The organism is Paraburkholderia sediminicola (assembly GCF_046030555.1).
GTDB lineage: Bacteria > Pseudomonadota > Gammaproteobacteria > Burkholderiales > Burkholderiaceae > Paraburkholderia > Paraburkholderia sediminicola_E.
Map to the genome: position 1 here is coordinate 29,775 of NZ_JAQQCH010000013.1, position 18,719 is coordinate 48,493.

The 18,719-nt window shown below is 58.5% G+C and carries 17 protein-coding genes and 1 pseudogene; 2 read left to right on the plus strand and 16 right to left on the minus strand.

Annotation, left to right across the window (positions count from 1 at the left end; translation table 11 throughout):
- Positions 1-7 precede the first annotated feature (7 nt).
- Positions 8-283 (plus strand): hypothetical protein, encoded by a 276-nt coding sequence (locus PQQ52_RS19275; protein WP_408214480.1) that lies wholly within the window; start codon positions 8-10, stop codon positions 281-283.
- Positions 284-391: 108 nt separating this feature from the next.
- The gene (locus PQQ52_RS19280; protein ID WP_408214482.1) at positions 392-541 is read left to right on the plus strand and encodes a hypothetical protein; all 150 of its coding nucleotides are present in this window, start codon (positions 392-394) and stop codon (positions 539-541) included.
- Here PQQ52_RS19280 and PQQ52_RS19285 read toward each other — a convergent pair.
- The 16 genes and pseudogenes from PQQ52_RS19285 to phoU all read right to left on the minus strand — a co-directional run bounded on the left by PQQ52_RS19285 (position 526) and on the right by phoU (position 17,835).
- Positions 526-735, minus strand: a complete 210-nt coding sequence (locus PQQ52_RS19285) for a hypothetical protein (protein ID WP_408214485.1) — start codon at positions 733-735, stop codon at positions 526-528. The two genes, PQQ52_RS19280 and PQQ52_RS19285, sit on opposite strands and share 16 nt — an antisense overlap.
- Positions 736-1,275: 540 nt before the next feature.
- On the minus strand, positions 1,276-1,626 hold the full coding sequence (locus PQQ52_RS19290) for a hypothetical protein (protein ID WP_408214488.1): 351 nt from the start codon (positions 1,624-1,626) through the stop codon (positions 1,276-1,278).
- A 116-nt stretch (positions 1,627-1,742) separates the two neighbouring features.
- A pseudogene (locus tag PQQ52_RS19295) lies at positions 1,743-2,884 on the minus strand (sensor histidine kinase).
- Between the two features lie 234 nt (positions 2,885-3,118).
- Positions 3,119-3,412, minus strand: coding sequence for a hypothetical protein (locus PQQ52_RS19300; RefSeq protein ID WP_408214491.1), 294 nt, complete (start codon positions 3,410-3,412; stop codon positions 3,119-3,121).
- Between the two features lie 40 nt (positions 3,413-3,452).
- A complete protein-coding gene (locus tag PQQ52_RS19305) occupies positions 3,453-3,758 on the minus strand; it encodes a rolling circle replication-associated protein (protein WP_408214492.1) in 306 nt (101 codons plus the stop codon).
- A gap of 309 nt (positions 3,759-4,067) precedes the next feature.
- Positions 4,068-4,610, minus strand: a complete 543-nt coding sequence (locus tag PQQ52_RS19310) for a hypothetical protein (protein WP_408214494.1) — start codon at positions 4,608-4,610, stop codon at positions 4,068-4,070.
- A gap of 699 nt (positions 4,611-5,309) precedes the next feature.
- Positions 5,310-5,648: a DUF3579 domain-containing protein gene (locus PQQ52_RS19315; RefSeq protein WP_408214497.1), complete on the minus strand. Its 339-nt coding sequence runs from the start codon at positions 5,646-5,648 to the stop codon at positions 5,310-5,312.
- The gene (locus tag PQQ52_RS19320; protein WP_408214499.1) at positions 5,645-7,270 is read right to left on the minus strand and encodes a methyl-accepting chemotaxis protein; all 1,626 of its coding nucleotides are present in this window, start codon (positions 7,268-7,270) and stop codon (positions 5,645-5,647) included. Before PQQ52_RS19320 ends, PQQ52_RS19315 begins: the two co-directional genes overlap by 4 nt.
- 113 nt (positions 7,271-7,383) lie before the next feature.
- Positions 7,384-8,514, minus strand: coding sequence for a porin (locus PQQ52_RS19325; protein ID WP_408214502.1), 1,131 nt, complete (start codon positions 8,512-8,514; stop codon positions 7,384-7,386).
- A 224-nt stretch (positions 8,515-8,738) separates the two neighbouring features.
- A complete protein-coding gene (locus tag PQQ52_RS19330; RefSeq protein WP_408214505.1) occupies positions 8,739-9,413 on the minus strand; it encodes a response regulator in 675 nt (224 codons plus the stop codon).
- Between the two features lie 417 nt (positions 9,414-9,830).
- The gene (locus PQQ52_RS19335; protein WP_408214508.1) at positions 9,831-10,691 is read right to left on the minus strand and encodes an ABC transporter permease; all 861 of its coding nucleotides are present in this window, start codon (positions 10,689-10,691) and stop codon (positions 9,831-9,833) included.
- 40 nt (positions 10,692-10,731) lie between these two features.
- Entirely contained in the window at positions 10,732-11,529 is a 798-nt protein-coding gene (locus PQQ52_RS19340) for an ABC transporter ATP-binding protein (protein ID WP_408214510.1), read from the minus strand.
- A 99-nt stretch (positions 11,530-11,628) separates the two neighbouring features.
- Positions 11,629-12,642, minus strand: a complete 1,014-nt coding sequence (locus PQQ52_RS19345; protein WP_408214513.1) for an ABC transporter substrate-binding protein — start codon at positions 12,640-12,642, stop codon at positions 11,629-11,631.
- Positions 12,643-14,754: 2,112 nt separating this feature from the next.
- A complete protein-coding gene (locus PQQ52_RS19350; protein WP_408214515.1) occupies positions 14,755-14,991 on the minus strand; it encodes a hypothetical protein in 237 nt (78 codons plus the stop codon).
- 1,286 nt (positions 14,992-16,277) lie between these two features.
- Complete coding sequence (locus PQQ52_RS19355) at positions 16,278-16,565, minus strand: hypothetical protein (protein ID WP_408214518.1); 288 nt, start codon at positions 16,563-16,565, stop codon at positions 16,278-16,280.
- A 562-nt stretch (positions 16,566-17,127) separates the two neighbouring features.
- Positions 17,128-17,835 carry a phosphate signaling complex protein PhoU gene (phoU, locus tag PQQ52_RS19360; RefSeq protein WP_408214521.1) on the minus strand — a complete coding sequence of 236 codons (708 nt, stop codon included), beginning with the start codon at positions 17,833-17,835 and terminating at the stop codon, positions 17,128-17,130.
- Positions 17,836-18,719: the final 884 nt, after the last annotated feature.

An 18,719-nucleotide genomic window follows, 5' to 3' on the forward strand; every position in this document is an offset into this window, starting at 1 on the left:
GGTGGGCATGATGAACGAGCATTCGTCCGAACACTACAGGGGCTTCCAGATCCCTGCATGTGCGCAGCTTGATCTGGTAGCCAGCGAAGGCCTGGAGCTCGGCGCCATCTACCAGCCGGTGGCCGTGATCCAGCGGCAGGACCATACCGGCGCACACAGGGAGAAGCTCCTGTGCGATCCGAAGCGACGGGTTTTTCCGCGCTCCGGAGATGCCTTGAGAATCGCCACCGCGATGGCGAAGCGCTATATCGACACGACTCTCGCGGGTGTCTGTACCGCGTAACCGGACCGATACCTGGCGACCCCGCTGCACACACCTGTCGGCGCTTTACGGTGCGATCGCCGCAGCGGTGACCGACCGGAGGCTTGCCGGAGACGAAGGGAGATTGCTGTGAATATCGACTTCTACCGGGTGCCGTTCCTGCCCGGGTTGCTTGTTTTGGCCGCGATCGGTCCCGGCCTGTCCGCGCTCTTTCCGGACGAACACCCAACGCGCGGTTCGCAAACGGAACGCCGGGACAGTCGTCACTGGCCGGTGTAACACTGACTTGCGAACCAATCGACGACGGCATCCGGATCGAACGCACAATCATAACGGAGGCGGAAATGATGGATCTTCTGGTACAGCTTGTGGTGGTGGCCGCGGTACTCGCGATGGTGATCCTTCTGGTCGTCGCCCAGGATCGGCCGGTCAATCTGCGTGAGCGGATTCTCCGGCCGGTTGTTCGCCGGCACTGGTGGACCGTATACGCAATGGACATTGACGCTGCCCGCGGCACCCGACGATCGGCGCCTGCGTGCTTACGCCCTGGCCTCCGATGCGGAGAGTGTCGGAAGCAGGGCGACGCTTCAGTCGGGTCATTCGTCCCGTCGACGGAACGCATAAAGCGTGGGCCAGAGGAAGATCACATGCTGGTCCGTGCAAGCATGGCTTTGAAGTGTGGCTCCGATGCGCCACCGTCTGCTGTCCGGACAGCAGCCGTCCGGCCATTTCACCAGCACGAATGGTCCGCTGGATAGCATGTCGAGCGTCGTACGGCCGTACGCGCCGACAACCGTCATGGGAATATCAGCGAAGTAAGGCGTCAAGCCAAGATACGCGTTTATGCTCTGCAGCGCATAAGAGCGTATCTTGGCTTGGCCCCATTAACGACTGGAATTTCGCCTGCGTCCGTTGGGAACGATGCCTCATATGCGCTGCCTGGATCGTGGACCCCAGTAAAACCGTCATTCGAGCTACCGAGAAGCGCGATGTAAGCGAGGGGCCGAGAAGGCCTAGCCTGTCTTCAGCTCGTTTTCACAAGCAGCATGAATGTTCCAAACGCCCGGCGACCGATAGTTCATCCTGCAACTGTCCGTGAATAGTTCGGCAAGACGGGTCGAGTCAGCGAAGTTGGGGAGCTTTACGAAGTCCAGCGCGACTTTCTCCGACAATGCAACAAGGTGTACGCTGTCCAGCCAGTTGGCTTCTGTTCCATTGCCCTTAAGCCAGATACTCAGCACCTCCGCGCACCGATCAGTTCGAAGCCAACTGCCGGTACGCGCTCGCGCGACCAGTTGCCCAACCACCAGATAGCAGAGCGTTTCAGCGCGAGCTTTGTCGTCAAGATTGCTTGAAACAGTCATTTGTCGTCACGTGCCACGCTGATTGAGTGCAGAGTTCACATTCTACGGCCTTGGGTTTCCAACACCTTAATAAACGAATTGAAACGGCGCGAGTCAGCAGCACAAGTTTGTCGCGGTCATGCGGGCTCAGTCATGACTGCTCGTCGAGGCAGGCTAATGGTAACGACACAGCCTTTGCCGGGCACATCGCGTACGCTGATAATACCGGCATTTGCTTCAACGTTGCGCCTCGCGATTGAAAGACCTAGTCCCAGTCCTGTTCTGTCTTCGCCGTTCTGCGTAAATGGCACAAAAATTCTTTCTGCATCACCGGGCGGCAGACCACCGCACTGATCCTTGACATCGATCAGGATGCGATCCGACAACGCGTAGGCTTCCAATGTCACTTCAGTGTGATGGTGTGTGAATTGAAAGGCATTTTTCAGCAGGTTTCCCACTGCCGAATAGAGCTGGTCCCGGTCTCCGCTAATGGCAAGCCGCGTATCGACAGCAGACACTGTCAATGCGCACCCCCGAATCTGGGCCGCAAGGTCAGCGGCATACTTCACGTCCCTATGAAATCAGCGACGGAGAACAGTCCAGATTGCGATGAAGTTCCAGCCGCCGCATGAACCTCGTCAAGAGAATGACTAATCAAATCGCGCAATCCGTCCAGGCTACGCTCCAGAACTGAGCTGGTGGCGCCGGACAGGCTTAGATTTCCGGTTTTTGCTGCTGTAAACGCCAGCGTCGCAGTTTGCAGAAAGTTACGCAGTTCGTGCGCGAAAAACCCGAGCCGTTGATGCATCTCGACGGCCTGACGGTCCGCCATGACAAAATCGCGCTGGTAACTGAATTCAGTGACCGCATCGGCAATGGTATTGTCCAGACACCGGTTGAGGGTTCGAAATTCGTCTATCAGAAATGGAGCATCGCGCTCGAACGCGAGGTCCGTAATGGCCTGGCACAGGTCACCATAGTCGTGAACGACCTGGTCGACCGAGAAGCCGAGCTTCAACAACTCCCGTCCGTGCTCTGCCGCTGACTTACCGATTTCCGACGGGGACGCTCCACCACCCGAGGGGCCAGAAATCTTGCGACTATCCAAGGGCTGGGAGGTCGGCCCGATTCGAAGGGTTCTGATGAGCTGATCCAGGAACAGCGGCACGCCGTTTTGAAGTTGCTGCGCGGTTGCTTCACGCGCTGGCCTCTGCGCTACCTTCGCGCGGCAGCGTTCTATCAACGCATTGCGATTGTTCGCGAGAAAAACGTGCATCATGACACGCCTCCTGGAACCTTACCCCGGCTTTTTTTTACAAAATGCCCCATCGGCATTGCCGGGCGCCGCAGACTCACGCGTTATTTTTCCGCCTACGTATCGCCCACGGTTTCTTTTCAAAAAAGAAGCCGCAACGGCTGCTGCGGTGCTTGGAATCACACACGCGGGCATCAGCCAAACGCCGAGAAATTGTCCTCACATTCCCGATGGTTGTCGGTACGCTAGCGTACAAGTTTACAGTTCACGGGCAGACAGGCAAAAGCGCCCTAGTTCGTGCCTCCAGAAGGTCTGGCACAGGTGAAGGGTCGCGCCGACGCGCTCGGCCGCCGCAAATGCGATCTTGAGCGCTTCTGCCGGATCGTCCGACAGAAGGTGATCGATCGGCATGCGCTCCGGCACCACCTCCACACGGCTTGTCCAATAGCGTTTTTCGTTCATCGCGTGTTCTGAAAAACCCTTCGTGACGTACTTCGCAGGATAGCCAGCCAACTTGTGCCGAAAGCCCTTTTCCTTGAGAGGATTGCACATGCACGTTGCCGTCATCGAAACCGACGATGCAATGCAAGATCTAGCGCAATACCAGGTAGTTTTGCCGACCGTTCACAGCGACATACAAGTGCCAGGCGCCCCGCTGCTGCCTTTCAGTCGCCGCACCGTACCGAAAGCCGCCAACCGCCCCAAGGCGCCGCCATAGCGTGTCGAAGTCACGCTTGAGTCGAATCTCGTCCACCATGTTTTCGCGGTATGTCAGCGTGATCATCCGGTCGGCCTGAGTAGCCTTGCAGCGCAAGCGCACCTGCTGTTTCGCATGCTCCTCCGCATCCATCAAATTGTCTTCAGTGTTTTCCGAGTCGCCACGCTTCGCCTTCGGCATCGCACTCATACGTTGAGCGCCCATGTAGCGATCAAAGTGTGTTGCCGTTATCTCTATCCAGCCGGTCGTCGAAGCCGGTTAGCCACGGCAGGCCAGACCATTCGATTGGCTTGCGAGAAGGAGGCGTGCGACGAACAAGCTATCGATGGTCGGCTGTCTTCGCAGGTCATTCTGAACAGCGCGGGATGCGCCTCGTTGAAAGGCCATCAACCTCGAATGGGCCGACCCGCGCCCTATCCGGTTCCGGGCGATGTTCCGCATCGCACCTGGCAGTCGCCTCGAGCAACGGACCGCGCGAAGCGGCCAGCCTTAGCCTGCGCTCGAGCAAAGGATGGTCGGCGCAGTGTAGGGCGACGGATAGCCGGAATCGGGGCCGCTGAGGACGCGCAGGCGCTGGGTCGCGAGGACGTCGGCTTGCGTTTGCTCGCGGCGGGTGAGAGCAGCGGGCGCGTCGCCGTTCGGCAGAGGTTCGTTGACGCCGCACGTCAGCGTCTTGCCGCCGGCGAGCTGTACCGTCGTTTGATAGGCGTAATCGGGTTGCGCAGCCATGCCGTCGGTCGACCAGAAAGTGACGACACCGAGCAGTGTGCAGGTGAAGTGTCGAATCATCATGATGTGTTCCTTGTTACTCGTCCTCGCCATTTGACATCGGCCGACGCTTTTGAGATACGGCATATCCTGAAACTCTCTTTTTCCGAAAATGCGCTTTCTTGTATGGAAACGCTCATCCAAGATATTCGTCCCTTTCGTGATGCGACACGCGTCGCCGTCCCACCGCGCGCCAAGCGGCACGTAGTAGACGGTAAAGTTCGTTTCTGTTTCGCCGCGCTCAGCGTTCGTGCGAACGGTCACAAGTGCCGCGACCTGCTGTAGGACCAGCGGTTGCCTATCCACACATGCGTAACCGGTACGACGCGGCTGTGACGTTCTGAAGACAACATCGCGCCTCTTGACTGACTGTCCGCCGACGATGCCGCGGAAATCGACATTGGCAGTTCCGCAGGCGCAACATCTGTGAACTGTTAAAAACCTCGTGCGATGAGACGCGCCAAAGCCGCTGCCAAGCCTAGATCTTCAGCTGGGCGCCCGGTTGCTTCCGTCGCGAAAGGGGCACGTTGTCACAAGTGCTGCCTCGGTAGACAGAGACAGGTGCCATGCGGACTGACCCGGGAGTTGTCGAGTCGGTAGGAACGGTAGAAACGTGGCCCCGGTGTTACAGATGGTGATTCAGCGGAATCAACTGATCTAAATGGCGATCCCGGTGCGGTTCGACAGGACAGGTGACGTGTCTGCGGGGTGAGCGGCGATGACGCAAGTTCCGAAGTCACTTCAAGCCGTATTCAGTTACCTCCTCCAGTTCCAGCAAGGAATGCGGCACTTGAGGAAACCGGCGCAAACGCGCCACATTGCCGCCTAAGCGTTCATCGCGCGCCTCTCTGCGTCTGGCCCGACTATGAGTTGGACCGCCAGTCGCCATGGCAGGTCGCCCTGCAGCGGGTTCGACCGATTGTCCGTCCCACGCTGGGCCGCGTCGCCCCGGTTTAGCGCGAATCAGCCGACCGGAGCGGAACCCGACCGGCCAGCCCCGTCGCCGAATGAGAAACAAACCTCAACCGGCAGATCATTGTCTGCGGCAAACCGGGCAACGAAGTCAAAGGCTTCCGGACAGACGCTTCGGAGTTCACCGGACACGATTAGGCATTTCACGCCTTTATCGACGACAGGCATGGCGAAGCGCGTCGAGGCATTATGAATACCTGGCCGACGCTCCCCGACGAACAGGATGATGACGCCCATCAGACGCTCGGCCCAGTCACCTGGCCGGAAGACTGTCCGGTGTCGCGTGAAGCCACTGATCAGATAGTGTTCGTTTCTGTCGGCTACAGTCATGCGCCTACTGTCGACGGGCCGGACGCTATCCAGTTCTGCCGTCCGGGCTCAAAGGCGGACGACTTGTCTGTTTCAGCCAGCCGGAACACGGCCACCGCATGGTCGAGCGCGCGTGCCTGTTCTTCGAGCGCCGCCGCCGCCGCCGCGGCCTGCTCGACCAGTGCGGCGTTCTGCTGGGTCGCGTTATCCATCTGCGTCACGGCGCGATTGATCTGATCGATGCCGCGCGACTGTTCTTCCGAGGCCACACTGATTTCCCTGACGACGGCGGTAACGTTGCGGGCCGCTGTGACGATTTCGGTCATCGTGTCGCCAGCGCGAGCCGCCAGGTCAGCACCGTTCCTCACTTTCGCAACCGAATCGCCGATCAGCTCCCTGATTTCCTTCGCTGCAGCGGCCGACCGTTGCGCGAGCGCGCGGACCTCGCCCGCGACCACTGCGAATCCACGCCCTTCCTCGCCGGCGCGCGCAGCTTCAACGGCTGCATTCAGCGCGAGGATGTTGGTCTGGAACGCGATACCCTCGATCGCGCCAATGATGTCGACAATCCGGTTTGAACTCGATGACATGTCCGCGATCACATCGACAACCTGACCAACGACCTCGCCCCCGCGTGCCGCGACTTCCGACGCGTTTTCGGCGAGCGCGCTGGCCTGCCGCGCGTTGTCCGCGTTTTGCTGGACGGTCGCAGTCAACTCTTCCATGCTCGATGCGGTCTCCTCCAAAGTCGCTGCCTGCTGCTCGGTACGTGTCGACAGATCGCCATTGCCACTCGCGATTTCGCGCGCACCGTGTGTGATCGCCGCCGTCCCGTGCCGCACCTGGCCCACGGCGGCAGCAAGCCCCGCCTGCATTCGCGCAAGCGCAGCCATCAGCCGGCCCATCTCGTTGGCGCGCAGCTTATCGATCGCGCTTGTCAGATCTCCCGCCGCGATACGTTCGAAATGACGAATCACCTGATCAATGGGCCGTACGATCGATGCAATCAACGCGAGACGCGCGAACACGCCCAGCACGATCGCAGCGGTCCCGATCGCGCCGAAGAGCCAGAGCAGCATATGGAAATGCTGTTCCGCTGATGCGAAACTCGCCTTTTGCTGCTCTGCCTGAAAATCCTCCAGCGCGAGCTCGGCGCTCCGGTAATCATTGAAAAGAGTGTCAGGTGCCTGACGCTGCGTCGTGCGAAAAGACATGAAATCGTTCTGGTCAAGCGCCGCAATTTCAGGCGCAAGTGCCTGCTTCATCAATTGCTCGCGCTTCGCTCGCAGCGCGTCGGCCAGCTTCCTCTCGACCTCATTCGAAGGCGGTTGTGCCGAATAAGCAGCCAGTTCACGATCGCTGCCCGTCTGCTCCGCATGCACCCTGGCGAGCACCGCATCGGTCGGTTTTCCCTGTGCGACGAGTGTTTCGTACGCGCCGAGATCGACCCGCACCTGCAGAAGCGCGTCGCTGCTGGCGGTCAGGTGTCGCAGCGACGCCGTTTCCTCTCGATACATCCTGTCGAGCGCCGTGTTGGCCGCCTTGAGTCCCGCGATGGACGTTACGATCACGAGCGTTAGCGCTGCTGTATAACCGGCGATGGTGATGGTCAGCGCGACCCGGATAGTGGTATTTCTGAACATGGCTGCCTTCCTCGACCCGCTGAGCAGAAAAAAAGCGGCAGGTGGATAGATCCGCCGCCGCAAATTGGAGGAAATCGATCAAAAAGATCTACTGCTAGGAGCTGATGCCAGAATCAAAACCGGGTGCGGATACCCGTGGCCACTTCGAGCTGGTTGTTGTGCCCATACGTGGTCGACACCGTATAGCCGCCATGCAGTTTCATGTAGTCGGCGGCCAGGTACACCTCTGTGCGCTTCGAGAGGTGGTAGAAAGCTGACGCGTAGACCGTCTCCTTGTAGCCGTTGTGAACCGTCGTGGCCGTCGTGTCGAACGCACCGGAATTGGCGTTCGGGATGAAGCCGTCGCTGTTGTAGGCGGCGTTCTTCACGTGCATCTGCTGATAGCCGAGTTCATAGTCGAACGGACCCTTTGGCGCGAGCTTGAAGGACACCGTCCACGCATTGTCCTCCCGATCCGGCAGCGCCCCCTGCTTGCCCGTGTAATGGAAGTAGCCGGCGTTGACACGGCCGATGCCGAAACGATAGTCGCCCCCCACCGAGTACGTCTGATCGGTGAAGCCGCCGTTGTTCGTGTGGCTGTAGAAGCCGCCGATGGAGGCCGGGCCAACATTCCAGCCGAGGACGGCCTGATAGCCCGAGCCGTTGGCGAACTGCGTCGAGTTGCTGAACTGATAGCCAGCAGCCGCATAGATGCCGTTGCTGAAGAGCTTGCGCCACTGGATGCCGTTCTCGGAACGCGTGCCAGTCGGGCCAGCCGCGTAGAAGACCATTTGCTTGAAGTTGTTGGAGTTAGTGTAGGCGCCCTCGTTCGGCGAGAACTTCGCGCTAACGTACGGGTCGGCGTAAAGTCCCGAGAAATCCTTCGCAACGGTGTCCTGGAAGCCGGCCGTCACCTGGCCGATCGTAGCGTTCTCGACGCCGACCCAGGAGTCACGGTCGAAGAGCTGACCGGGATCTTCCATGTTGCCGTTAGCGGCGACGAATTCGCTCTCCAACTTGAAAATGATCTTATTGCCGCCACCGATGTCTTCCGCGCCCTTCAGGCCCCAGCGGCTGCCGCTGAACCACGGCTCGCCGGCGTGGCCCATGCCGATCACGTGCTTGCCGGCGGCGTCTGCATTCGTCGTGTAGGCAAGCGCGCTCAAATCGATGAGGCCATAGAGTTGCACGCTTGACTGGGCGTGCGCGCCGCTCGACGCCAGGGCGCCTGCCGCGACGGCCAGGGTTAGGTACTTTTGCTTCAAGGTCATCTCCTCTGATTACTGCGTTGAAATTTTTTTCTGGTTGCCCGCTGCAACTGCGGTCCGAACATCCGAACATCCGAACATCCGGACATCCGGACATCCGGATGACAGTTCCCTTCAGTCAATGAGCGCTATCCTAGTGAGCTCAATCCTTCAGGCAGCTTTCCCGTATCATTCGCACAACTAAGTGACTTTACTGATATACGCTGCTGATTTGGCACCCGCTACACCGCATCCCTGCTGCGCAAAATGTAACCAAGCCCACGCAGCGTCACGATCTGCGCGCTCGACAGCGCCAGGTGCCTGCGCAAACGGTAAATATAGATGTCAATAGCATCCGCGCTCGGCTCGTCGTCGAGACCGAACACGCTGTCCATCAGGGTTGTCTTCGAGACTGTTTTCCCCTGTCTCAGCATCAGGGCTTCGAGGATGGTGTGCTCACGAGCTCGCAACGCCAGCGGCTGGTTTTTATGACGGAAATCACGCGTGTCGGGTATGTACTCCAGATCGCCACAAACAACACAGCCCGACATGGCGCCTGCCTGCCTGCGGATCAGCGCCTTGATCCGCGCCACCAGTTCCCGTGCGTCGAATGGCTTGACGACATAGTCGTCGGCGCCCGCGCTAAAACAGTCGACCTTGTCGTCTGTCGAGCCATACGCTGTCAGGATCACTACCGGCACCTTGTCGCCGCGACGGCGCAGTCGTGCCAGCACTTCCTTGCCGTCCATCCGTGGCAGCTGGATGTCCAGTAGTACCACGTCGTAGCATTGGGCCGCCAGCAGCCTATCCGCGCTTTCGCCGTCGCCGACGCAATCGATCGCGAAGTTTTCACGACGCAGCAGGTTAACAACCCAATGCGCGAGTTCCGCGTTGTCTTCCACGAGCAGCAGCTTCATCGCTTTTCCTCAATTGCGCGACGCGCGCAAGCTAACCGCGGCGAGGGCAAATACGCTCATCTTCCCTGTGCCGGCCCGTCGCCCCAGCGTCAGGCAAGGCAAATCCGTGGACATTTGATGACCCAGGTCAGACGTGCCCCTCATCGGTCGTACCTCGAGTGATCGAACCCACGTGTGTCTCCGCAGGAATACCCGGACCGCTCACTCACCTCACGACCAGGTCGCCCGATGACGACCCGAATGTCTTCACCACCATAGCGACCTCGTCAGGGACAGCGGGTCCTCGTCTGCGTTGGTATCGTCATCCGACGTTCACGCCGACAACAGCTAAGCGACGTGCTTCACCAGACTGGCCGTCTGCGGCATCGTGCCGGCCACGCCCCTTCGTTTTAGCAACGATCCCCCTCCTCCTGAAGCTCAGAATGCCGCAGGCCGCCACTTCAGCAGACGCTTCTCCAGCGCGGTCAGCAGATAGTCGGCCGTGAGCGCGACCACTGCGAGCACGATCATCGCCGCGAACACGCCGCTCGCATTGAATGCGCCTTGCGCTGTCGAAATCAGCAGGCCGATACCCTGCTTCGAACCGAGGAACTCGCCGACTACCGCACCGACCAGCGCGAAACCGAAGCTCACGTGCAGGCTCGCAAGAATCCATGACAGTGCTGATGGGATCACCACTGACGTGGTCAACTGACGCTTCGAGGCGCCGAGAATCTGCGCATTCGCAATCATGTAGCGGTCGGCCTCACGCACGCCCTGGAATGCATTGCCAAACACGACGAAAAACACCATCACGACCGCCAGCGCGACCTTTGAGGCCATGCCTAAACCAAGCGCGATCACGAACACCGATCCCAGCACCACGCGCGGAATCGAGTTCGCAATCTGGATGTAAATGCTGAACACGTCGGAGAGCAGTTTGTTGCGACCCAGCACGACGCCACAGACAATGCCACCGATCGCACCGATGAGAAAGCCGATGGCGGTTTCTTCGAGCGTGACCCAGACCTGCTGCAGCAGTGGGCCCTGCGAGGTGCCGTTGACGAACCAGTCCACGATCTGCGCGAAGATCGCCGAAGGCATTGAGAAAAAGAACGGGTCGATCCATTTATGCCGTCCGCCCATTTCCCATCCACCCAGCACGACGACCAGCACCAGCACCCGCAGAGCAATGATCAGAGCATGCCGCTGGCGCAGCCTGCGTTGTGCGATTTTTTCAACAGTTGCCAGCGACGCGCTATCGAAGCCCGCCTGCAGTGCGTATTCGGGAGTTGCCATGAGTGTTGTTCCGGAGTCAGGTCGTATGAGGCGATCCACGTCAGGCGATCTGCACTTCTTCGCGCAGGTCATGCCAGATATCGCGCGAAATTTCGATGAAGCGCGGCTCGTAGCGAACTTCCGACGTGATCCGCGGGCGCGGCAGATCGATCTCATAGACCTTCTTCAGCGTCGCGGGCCGCGCGCTCAACACGAACACGCGATCAGCCAGCGCGATCGCTTCTTCCAGATCGTGCGTGACGAACACTACCGACCCCGAATTCGCCGACCACAGTTGCAGCAATTCGTCCTGCATCAACGTGCGGGTCTGCATGTCTAGCGCCGAGAACGGCTCGTCCATCAGCAGGATTTCCGGCTTGTTGATAAAGGTTTGCGCGAGTGCCACACGCTTGCGCATGCCGCCTGACAGCTGATGCGGATAATGCTTGCCGAACTTCTCGAGCCCGACGCGACGCAGCCATTCATCGGCCTCGTCGTGCGCGGCCGATTTCGAGCGGCCGCGATAGAGAGGCCCGGCTGCCACGTTATCGAGGACCGAACGCCACGGAAACACCGCATCGGCCTGAAACACGAAGCCGATTCGCGGATCGATGCCGTCTACCTGCGCGCCCATCACGCGCACTTCGCCGGTCGTCGGCTTCAGGAGCCCGGTAATCATGCTGAGCGTGGTCGACTTGCCGCAACCGGTCGGTCCGACGATGGCGACGAACTCGCCCTTCGCGACCGCCATGCTGAAGTCGCGCAACGCAATCGTCGCCTTGCCGTCTGGAGAAATGAAACGGCACGACACCGAGCGGAACTCGATCACCGGCGCGCTCTGAGAAACAACTTGGTTCATCTGTACATCCGTGGAAGTGGCCGGTACCGCGAACGCGGCACCGGAAGCGTAACGAAACCGGCTGCATCAGACACGCAGACGCAACCGGCAGGCGCTGACTTATTTCGCGCCAACGAACTCGTTGGTGTAGGTTTTGGCCAGCTCGATATGTTTGCCCTTGACCGACGGATTGAACGCCGACAACACCTTGAGCACGGTCGCCGGTCCGTCGGCGGGCATCTTGCCGTCCGGCGTGTACATCGGCAGCGAAGCCTTCAGCGCGCTCACGTAAAGCGGTTTGTCCTTCTGATAGTCGTCAGGCATCTTGGCTGCAATTTCTTCCGCGGTATGCGTGTGGATGAACTGCATCGTGCGAACGAACGCGTGCGCGAGCTTCGTTGCTTCAGCCTTGTGCGAATCGGCCCATGCCGCCTGGACGTAGAGGCTCGACGCCGGATAGGTGCCGCCCAACGCCGCCTTCGTGCCTTCGACCGAGCGCATGTCGACGAGCACCTTCGCATCGCCGGACTTCTGCAATGCCGACACGGTTGGCTCGGTCGTCATGCCGGCGTCGATGCGACCTTGCTTGATTGCGGCGATGAAGCTGGCGTCAGCGCCCACCGGCAGCATCGTGTATTCCGTAGACTGGATGCCGTGCTGGCCGGCAAGGTATTGCGTAAGGAAGCTCGTTGAAGAACCGAGGCCAGTCACACCAAGCGTCTTGCCTTTCACGTCGGCCATTGATTTGACCGTGTCAGCCGCCTTGGTCGACACCATTTCGACCTCGCCCGGCACCTGGCCGAACACGACGATCGCCTTGACGTCCTTGCCTTTGGTTTGCAGATCGATCGTATGGTCATAGAAACCGACGACAGCCTGGACCGCGCCGGCCAGCAGTTCGTTTTCGGCATCAACCCCGGCCGGTTGCGACAGAAGCTCGACGTCGAGCCCTTCGTCCTTGAAATAGCCGAGCTGTTCGGTCAGGCGCGCGGGCAGGTAGATCAGTTTCGTGATGCCGCCAACCATGATCGTGATCTTCCCGCTGTCGGCGGCTGTCGCGTGCTGCGACGCAAGGCCGAACAGCAGGCTGGAAGCAATGGCGATCTGGCGCAACGTGCGAAAGCTAGGGGTCATCGATAGTCTCCATTATTGTCCGGCGCGGCGGAATGCCGCCCGTCTGCATCGATGGAGGCGATTCTAGGGGAACGAATCCTTCTGCCGACTTACACCGCGATGGGTTTTTCATACGGGATTTCCATGAGAACCAGACAGGTTGCTATTCAAAAACGTCCCTTCCCGCTTCGATAACCTGCTTCGATAACTTTCAAGGGCGCAACAAACGACTGCGTCCTCGCCGCCGTCCGAAAACTGGCTAAACAACGCTCATTGCAGCGCGACGCGGGTTGTCAAGTTCCGGGTAGGTCAGAAGCTCAAAGTGCGGATCGAAACCGATGGCAAACAGCGGCGCCGCGACTTACCGTCTCCTGGCGTGAAGCGGACTTGCTGCATGACTCCCGAGTCAGGCAACCTCAATGAGCCATCGTACGGGCGTCGACTGACATCGAGTCGTATGGCTCTGTTGGGAAGGGTCGGACGAATGATTTCCGCAGTTAGCGATGTTGGCGATGACAACGCCTTTACGCTTCTGTGACTCGAGTTTTTGTGTCAGCACTTTGCGCCGATGCACCGCTTGATGCGTGGGATCTGTGCTTCAGAGGCGCGCGCGCTTCCCTATTTCGCCGCTAACACTTCGACGTGACAGTGCCGCACCCGTCGTCGCGGCTGCGGGTGAGTAGCGGGGTTAGCAGCGATGACTTCGCAGCGGCACCTAAAGCTTGCAGAAGGTGTCCGGTTTCTACAATCCGCTTCAATCATTCAGAAAGCCCCCGTATCTAACGTGCGGCATCACCCCATATGCGTCGCCAGAGGTTTACTAACCACACGGCAGCAGCGGAGAAACGGTGGGTGGACGGTGCTATTTTCCGGCGATGTGTCGCGTAGCGTCGGGATCACTGCATGGTGCAGGACTGCAACTAGCGTCATTTGTGGAAGCAGCGATGAAAGATACCGAAATGGAGCGATGGCTATTTGCGGCTCTTGTGTATGTCCGTCTTGGTGGTCTGATGTTGAGGGCATGCGTTCGGGCAATGCGCGTCCACTCTTGGTGACATCGTAGCTTCTACAAGGGGCGACTTTCCGGTCTATCTCGGAGGCGTTGGAAGTGCCGGGCACCTTGGTAGCAGGTTCCTCGGTCCGGCTAGTGGTGAAAGCACTTTTCCTTGTGTCTTCCTGGGGGGACCATCGGCGCTGCGACCGGTTTTCAGCGGGGCGTGAAGGACGACCCGTGCATAGCGCGAAGCATTGATCGACCCCTGAGCTGTCGATTGACCGACGTCAGAATGTCATTGCGTGCGGCCATCGACAAATCAGCGGGACGTACGGCAGCGCATCCCATTTTGGTCCTCCGACAAGGTCATGCACGATCGAGGCGCTACGTGCACATCGAATTCTCACGATCGTAGGCGGCGCACACAATCTACTTTTTTCGTCACGATAACGGCAACTGGAATGTCTTCACGCCAGACACTGGGCACCCTTCGATGCACAATTTCTAACACGGGCTACCTGACGGGTGTTGGCGTCCACATGGGCTTCGCATCCGCAGACGATCGGTTGCATGAGCGCCGATGACACCAGCCGGATCCGCGGATCAGACCAAAAGCCTGCGTTCACTGGAACGTTCGTTGCAAAGCAAGTACACACCCTCCAAGGGGCTGCAGCACGCTGAGCGCGATTCCTATGATAGGCCTGAGTTATAACACCCGGCGCTTCCATAAGGCTTGTGCGACTAAACCCCCATGGGGGATTTAGTCGCATCAAGGTATCAATGGCGCGACAGGTCTCTTCTCGCTGCTCGTCGTCACCGCGTCACGGTCATTGGGGATCTGGTCATTGGCATCAGCAGCAATGCTTCCGAATACTTCTGTGCATCGACATCTCAGATCGGTCTTCGAACCTCTCACGGTCCTCAGTTGAGAGTGTATTGCGCAACGCGCAGTTGAACGACCCATGAAAACATCGTGGAATCGTCTATCGTCGATTTTCTTCGCAAACTGTCCCGGGCAACAAACGAAATTCGGCTAAAGCATCCGGGAGGTTGATGAACAGCCACTTTGCGAGTGATGTGCCTGTCTCTTGTGCGTCGACTGTCGCCGATAACCGAAGTCCGAAGTTCAGCCATACTCACTAGCTGATGAATTTGAAATAGGCCACTGCCGAGGCTGCGTCCCGTTTGCCTCGTCGCTGCAGATCTTCGATAAGCAGTTTTTGAAACAGGACGAGTTCCCGATCCCCATACAGATCGCGAAACTCGCCGAGCACTTCGGCGATTGCGTGTTTGCGCGTGTCAGCATTCAGCGTGCTGCTGATGTGTGAGCAACCTCGTGCCAATTCGAGCGCATAAGCTGCTCGAGTATTCGCCATGGCTTCGCCGCCAGTTTTTACCAGAGGCATCAGGTCTCTCAGTTTCTATTTACGCGAAAACGCACCGCAGCAATTGTAGGAACCAGGTAACTGCGCCCAGTCTGCATTTAATTTACGTCAAGGTGCTGAAGGGAAGCTTAAGAAGACGGAAGAATGACCCATCGCCATGTGAGACACATCGTCGGGAACAACCGAAGCGCGAAAAAAGAGCCGGCACGAGGCCGGCTTGAAAGGTCTAGCATCCGAGTGAGCTAGAACCTGAGAGGAGGTGGACCATATGCGTGGCCTTCCAGCGATGCTGAAGGTGTGAATGAAGATCGGATATGACTTGAGGCGCGCATTATTACTTGAAATCGCCTGAAGGAGCTTAAGGCAAGCTTAAGCCATCGGGCGGGCGCGAAAGTCATCGTCGCAACCTCTCTGACATCATTGGCAGCGAGACTTATCGACGACCGGCGTCGCAGGTAGAATCGGCGCACGATACTACCGAGACGATGGTCGCAATGCGCGCAGTCATAGCCGAGAGGCTGGTTGCGACCACATTGCTCGATGACCTGCTCCGGTTGCAAGCGCCGCCAGCTGGGCGACCTTCCAGGGCGTGGCGACATCAGCAGCCGCCCCGCCGCAGCCGGTTAGGCCCTGCACCTTTAGATCGCCGCTCAATTGTCCTAGGATAGAACAATTGAGGCGTCACAGTGAGTTCGCCGAACGACGACAAGGAGCGACATGCCATGCACGCTGATCCCGTGGAATACAAGGCATCGACAATTATGCCTCTCGCCCCGGTGTCCATCCCAGGCTACGCAGCAGCAGCGATAGTCACGCACCGGAACGGCAAACGCGAAACATTTGGCATTCTTGGTTACTTCGCATCCGAGAGCGCGGCATGCAGGTTTGCCATTGAATACGCAAAAGCCCATATCGACGGTCGGCGACGCCCGAAGCCACCGTTTTCGCTTCGGTGAGTCTGCGCCGGCCTTTTGTGCCGTCGAAGTTAGCGCCGCCGGATGGCTCGCGCAAATGCCGGAGAGATTCCGGATGCATAAAAAAAGCCGCAGACATTGCTGCGGCTTGAAACACACACGTCGCGCGAGGGGCGCTGACGTTGATTCCATCCTACACGTCCGCGTTTCTGACGCAATCAGGTATCTCGTCTAAGTATTCGCGAGAGGCCGCATTGCCGCGTCTGCCGTAGAGTGGGCCTGTGCCATCGCAGACGCAGACGCAGACGTTGCGGAATTACTACAGCGCCGGTCGTCCGGCATCAGGATCGTGTATTTGGACATTCATCTGGCCGGCGCCTTCGCCGGAATATCGTCCTGCCGCGTCGATGAATCCGCCTTCGTGCTGGCGAGGTTATCGTCGCGCGCGTCGATCCACTCAATCGCCCATTGGCGCGCAACCTCGATCGCCTCGCCTTCGTTATCGAACCAGGCAAGATTGCGCTCGATGTGCATTTCAGCGTCCGCATCATCGTCAGGCGAGGCCCGGATGATTCGCGCATGTGCGAAGAACTGTCCAAGCGAAAATTCCGGGGTTGCGTCAATGACCCAGCCGCCGTGCTCGTACTTCATGGTTTCCTCCGACACCTGGCTAAATCGAGATTCGAACAGGCAAAGCATGGATTCATCAGGCTGTATTCGCTAAACCTCCAGGGATAAACTGCCGACTTCGGGGCCGACTGCGCGGACAGCACGCTGCCCGTCGACGCCGCGATACCATATTGTTATAGATCATCTGTCGTCGAATTGTGGCCGCGCGGAACAGGGACAGCACTGTGACCAAGGCTATCCTTGATAGCGCGTTAGTGGTTGTTCAACCTAATGACCGGTCTCGTGATCTTGGTCGCAAGTTTCGTCGCAGGCGTACTGTGGGCGCGATTCGGAGCGAGCGCGACGTTTTACGCGGGAGCAGGGTTTTGTTTGCTGACCCTGTGTGCTCCTGCTATTGGCGCAGGATTGCGCCGATGGAGCGTTTTCTAGAAGAATATAGAGGCGAACGTGCGCCGGACCAGGTGGGGTGATGTCGTTACGAGTCTGCGCGCGACATGCGAATTCGATTCGCGCACGTTGTACAGATGTATTCCAGATACTTCGCCAATCAAGAACTGACGCAAGTCTCCTCTTCTGCCAAGCCTCATCTGCCAGAGGCATCGTGACCAAGCTGGTCTCGGTGCACATGGCGAACGTCGGTGCCGCTAACCACATAGACAACCGACTCGGCGATATTGGTCGCGTGGTCACCAATACGCTCGATGGCCTTCGCGATAAACAGGTAATGCAGTCCAGTCGAGATTGTCCGAGGATCTTCCCTCATGTACGTCACGAGTTTGCGCGCGAAGGCTCGAAACTCTTTGTCGATGGCTTCGTCATCTTTGATAACCTGTGCTGCTGCAACGGTATCCATCCGTGCAAATGCATCCAGAGCCCTGCGAAGAATGTGTAAAGCCATTTCGCCGGAAACCTTGATTTCAGAGATATTGATGCTGCGTGCGTTGGTTTCCATAGCAATGTGGCACGTCCGCTTCGCAATCTTCCGGGCCTCGTCACCTGCACGCTCAAGGTTCGTGATGCACTTCGACGTAGCCATCAGGAGTCGCAGGTCACGTGCGGCGGGCTGTCGGCGAGCGATGATGTTGCAAACTTCCTCGTCGATTTCTATTTCCATTTCATTGAGCCGACGTTCGCCCTCGAGGACCTGCTCAACAAGTGGTAAATCGAACGTGTTCATTGTCTCCATAGCGAGCGCAATCTGTGACTCCACAAGGCCGCCCATTTCGAGCAACCGGCTTGAGAGCAGATTGAGGTCGACATCAAATCTTCTCAAATTATACCTTTCCGACATGTTCATTCCTCGGCCGAGGCGGCCGGCGACATAGTCCGCAGTTGCCTGCAGTATCGTATCGGGATCGGAAAATCTGCCCGCTCGAACCAGACTCCACGAACGCGCCGATGCTCACGGACGTCAGTTCATCGAACTCGACGCGTACGATAGCGCTCGCAACCGTACTAGCGTATGCCTGCGTTTAGACATAGGCTACAACGCCGAAGCGCCTAGTACGAAAAAGAAGGCCCGGAATCGCTTCCGGGCCCGAGAAAGGTGGTCATGGCATAGCTCCTTCGGCTCGAAACGTGACTCAGCCGAACGTCGCCAGCGGTGGTAACCACCTGCGTGGTCGCACAATCGAAACAGTCCGACATGCGGGTGTCTCGAACGTCAGGAACGGAATTCTGTTACCGTCCTGTCTCGACGAAACTTAGCATTCTCTCCTTAAGAACAGCTTATGCAACGACGAAACGCACTGAGGGGTCGCGCCTTTCGGCACTGGTCAGAAAGGCACGTCGCATGTAGCCGCCAGTAGCGAGCGTTGACTACCCGGAAATGCGCCGTTGTCCGGAACTGCTAACCCTAGGCACCGCATCGGTCACGAGCACGCTTCTCTCGGCGCAGTGAACGGGTCAGGATACCTGATCTTTTGCGTTGGAATTCTGCGTAAGCGGACGATGGCATCAATTTCCGCGCGGTCGTTAATGTGGGTATTGCGCCTCAAGGCGAAGATTTTAGGCCCATGTCAATTGACAATGCACGTTGCAGGCTTCCCATCGCGGAAATGTACCCTTTCTGGTGTAGCTCATGGCGGACCTGCGTTTGCAACGAAGTTACAGGCAATGCCGCTGTCGTTTAATAGATGCACAGGCGACCGGCTTTCATTCGACTCTCTCCGTTGA